Consider the following 3759-nt stretch of genomic DNA (forward strand, 5'->3'; position numbering starts at 1 on the left):
CCTAGTGATAAATCGTAGCGCATCGAGCGCTCTCGAGGTAACCGCATTAAGCAACCTAGCACGGTGCGGACGTGGCGCGGTGCGGCAACTTATTAGCCCTTCGCATTTCAGGGTGCAGTGACGATCTAGGCGCAACGGCCAACACCAGGCTCAGTCCCGAACACGCTGACGCTGTGGTCAACGCCGCAATCACCGCCTATTGCCCCGAATTTTTGGCAGTAGCGAAACAGCAGTCAGGCTGCTCCGCCGCTCCGATACTGAGGTGTGCCCTCTGGAGTGGTCCAGTCGTTCTGGGACTTTGTTGGTCATCGCGTCGATTCCTTTGCTCGAGTGATTTTGGACGGGTGGTGGAGCCGACCAGTCTGCCGATGTCGATCGGGTCCTGGCGGAGTTGGGCCGCACGTCGGCGTCGTTGTCGACACGCAAACGCACCCTGGGCCGCGCCCGCGTGGGTGGTTACCGAGACCAGAACGCGGCGTCCTGCTTCGCCCATGCCCGCACTGCCGGTGACGTGAGCCTGGTGCTCTACGACGTCACCACGTTGTATTTCGAGGCTGAGAATGAAGACGGCCTGCGCATGGTCGGTTACTCCAAAGAGCGCCGCATCGACCCGCAGATCGTGGTCGGGCTGCTGGTCGACCGTGGCGGATTCCCCTTGGAGGTGGGCTGTTTCGAAGGGAACAAGGCCGAGACACTGACTGTCATCCCCATCGTCAAGGCGTTCCAGCAGCGTCACGGGATCACCGACATGGTCGTCGTCGCTGATGCCGGTATGCTGCCCAGCGGCAATCTGCGCGAACTCCAAGAAGCTGAGCTACGGTTCATCGTCGGATCCAGGGTCACCAAAGCGCCTAATGATCCGGCGTCCCACTCCCGTTGGCACGGAGAGATTTTCACCGATGGTCAGATCATCGCCACCATCACCCCATGCGATCAACGCGGTGCCGCCACCGAGAGTAGTGACCCGAAACTCCGTGCCGAACCCGTCTGGAATCCGAAGACCCACACCAAGTCGTGGCGGGCAGTGTGGACCTACTCGACGAAAAGGGCGGTGCGCGAGAACAAGACGCTCACCATGCAGGAGAACAAGGCCCGCGCGGTCGCCGCCGGAGACAAAGCCGCCCGCACACCCCGGTTCGTGACAGTCCGCAACGGCGCTCAAGAACTCGATCCCGCCGCGCCCGAGGTGAGCACAACAGGTGACCACTGCCGAATCTTCACCAACCACGGCGCGCCAACGGCGCCGCTTTGCTGAGTTAGGACATTTTGCTTAGTGCCCCGGTTCGGGGATGTTGAGGCTGGTCAGAATTTGTCGTTGGGGCTCGGGGACCTCGGGTGGGAAGGTCTCGGTGGTCCCGTTGATCGCGATGGTCGCTGAGCGTAGTGGTCGCAGTTGCTTGACGATCTTGGCGATGGCGAGGCCGGTGCGTTCTTGAATGTTGTGGGCTACGGCCAGGGCGGTGACGACGATGGTCAGGTGGGCTTCGATGGCGTCGCGGGTGCGGTGGAACATCGGCCGGGCGCGAAGGTCGCTCTTAGACATGCGAAATGAGCGTTCGACTCGCCAGAGCTCGTGGTAGTGGGCGATCACTTCACCGGCGGGCATCACGGTGGCTGGAACGTTGGTGACGTAGCCCTTGAGACCGACCAGCGATTGCGCACGAGCCAGGGATGCCTCGTCGAGAACGCGGTCCCCGGCCTGGGTCTTGACGAACCGGGTGGACTTGGCGGCGCGTTCGCCGTTGACCACGGCGCGGGCACGAGCTTCCTGGGCGTAGAGCGTTTTCTGGTCGCGGCGTGCCCGTTTGGCCGAGTACGCCCAGATCGCCCGCCACGCGTTGGTGTGATCGTCGGGATCCCAGACCGGCTCAGCCCGGTGCGCCACATCGTTGACGATGCTGTTGGCGTGCCGCGGAGTGACGGTGTCGATGATCTGCCCGTCGGTGAAAGCGTTGCCATGCCAGTGGAAATGCGACTCGAGATCGCCGGGCGCTTTGGTCATTCGCGACCCGACGATGAACCCCAACCCGGCCTCATCCAACGCGGCCAGGTTCGACGCGGAGAGCATGCCCGCATCGGCGGCGATCACCATCGGCGTGTCACCAAGTTCATGGCGGGCCGCGAAGCCGGTGATGATCGGCACCAGCGTGGTGGTCTCAGCGGTGTTGCCTCGAAACAGCCCACCTCCAAGGGGAATCCGCCACGGTCGACCAGCAGCCCGACCACGATTTGAGGGTCGATGCGGCGCTCTTTGGAGTAACCGACCATGCGCAGGCCGTCTTCATTCTCAGCCTCGAAATACAACGTGGTGACGTCGTAGAGCAGCAACCTCAACCCACCCCGATCCCGTGGCATGCGTGAAGCACTTGGCTGCGATCTGCCCGCGGTAGTTCGCGGTGTTGACCTTGCCGAGGTGACGTTGAATCGTCCTGTACGACACCGTGTCTGCGCCTAGATCGGCCAGCACCCGGGCGGCATCAACCTTGCTGGTGGGCTCGACGATCCGGGCTATCACCAAATCCCGGAACACCGCATCGGCCACGATGTCGAACCCCAGCCAGTCATAGACCGCGCCGAGCACGTCGTAGAGAAGACGCGAATGCGTCGCCGCGGTACGCCCTGCCGGCGCCGGCGCACCTTTGGGGACACCCGGCGACAACAGTAAGGTGCCGGTTCGCCAGTCGGCGATGCCGTCGACGGACTGGGTCCGCGCGGGCACCTCGATATCAAGAACACCCTGGTCCTGGGCGGCGATCCGGCGCGCCTGCTCAAGCAGGATCCCCAGCTGCGCATCGGTGTGCGCCGACCCCACGTGCGCCACGATCATCCGCTGCCCTCGATGTTTCCGAACGACCTGCACAGCCACCGCGCCCGAGGCCGTGCGCACCTTCCGTACGTACGCCACCGCCCGAAACTACCCGCTTAGTGCCCCAAACGGGGCACTAAACCCAACGACGCCGCAGGTAAGCGCACTACTGACTCGAAAACCGGCCAACGGTGTCCGAAGTCAGGGCAACGGCGCTCAAGAACTCGATACCGCCTCGATCGAGCGGGCCCGGCGACTGGTCGGACTCAAGGGCTACGTCACCAAACATCGACGCCACACTCATGCCCGCAACCGATGTGATCGCCAACTACCACGACCTATGGCACGTCGAGGCGTCATTCCGGATGTCCAAATCCGACCTCGCCGCCCGACCCATGTTCGCCCGCACCCGCGACGCCATCGAAGCCCACCTGACCATCATGTTCACCGCACTAGCCGTCAGCCAGGGCGTGAACAGCTGGATCCCCGGCACCGCCGCTGAACAACGCCTCGGCCGGCGGTGGAACCATGTGGGCCCGAACGGCTTTCGGGGTGATCCCCAGATCCAACTCGCCCTGGGTATCACCGGCCACCAGCTGCTGGGCCTCCTCGATGAGCAAACCCAGCTTGGCGTCATCACGCGCCGAACCAACATGGCGGACGATTCCGGCGGCGGCCATCGACGGATTCGGCGATCTGCACCGCCGTCGCACCTGAGGCGGTGCGCACCCGCCGAATCCACACCATCCAGCGAGCCTACTGACCCAAATTAGTGCCTAACGTGTGCACTAAGCCCCAGAATCAATGCAAGTCAACGACCCAGCACCCTCAGAAACTGACCAAAGTGACCCAAGTCGGGCCGTGATTTCGACGGGTGCACGCTCGCCGGCCCCTGTATCGAACGCCGCACCGGCATCTTCGGGGTTTCCCGCAAGCGTGGCCGCCGCCAAGGC

The 3759-nt window shown here is 63.6% G+C and carries 1 protein-coding gene and 4 pseudogenes; 2 read left to right on the forward strand and 3 right to left on the reverse strand.

Annotation, left to right across the window (positions count from 1 at the left end):
- Positions 1-341: 341 nt before the first annotated feature.
- Positions 342-1180, forward strand: a pseudogene (locus SKC42_RS27265) (IS1634 family transposase); the annotation flags it as partial.
- Positions 1181-1270: 90 nt separating this feature from the next.
- Here the strand turns inward: SKC42_RS27265 and SKC42_RS27905 are convergent.
- Together SKC42_RS27905 and SKC42_RS27910 are read right to left on the reverse strand one after the other, a co-directional pair.
- Positions 1271-2197: an IS1634 family transposase gene (locus SKC42_RS27905; RefSeq protein WP_442932284.1), complete on the reverse strand. Its 927-nt coding sequence runs from the start codon at positions 2195-2197 to the stop codon at positions 1271-1273.
- Between the two features lie 500 nt (positions 2198-2697).
- Positions 2698-2905 (reverse strand): annotated as a pseudogene (locus SKC42_RS27910) (IS1634 family transposase); the annotation flags it as partial.
- A 124-nt stretch (positions 2906-3029) separates the two neighbouring features.
- Here SKC42_RS27910 and SKC42_RS27275 point away from each other — a divergent pair.
- Positions 3030-3285: pseudogene (locus SKC42_RS27275) on the forward strand (IS1634 family transposase); the annotation flags it as partial.
- Between the two features lie 9 nt (positions 3286-3294).
- On the opposite strand, the pseudogene SKC42_RS27915 reads toward SKC42_RS27275, so the two are convergent.
- Positions 3295-3553 (reverse strand): annotated as a pseudogene (locus SKC42_RS27915) (IS1634 family transposase); the annotation flags it as partial.
- Between the last annotated feature and the right edge of the window lie 206 nt (positions 3554-3759).

The sequence above is a fragment of the Mycobacterium sp. 050134 genome (genome assembly GCF_036409085.1).
Lineage (GTDB): Bacteria > Actinomycetota > Actinomycetes > Mycobacteriales > Mycobacteriaceae > Mycobacterium.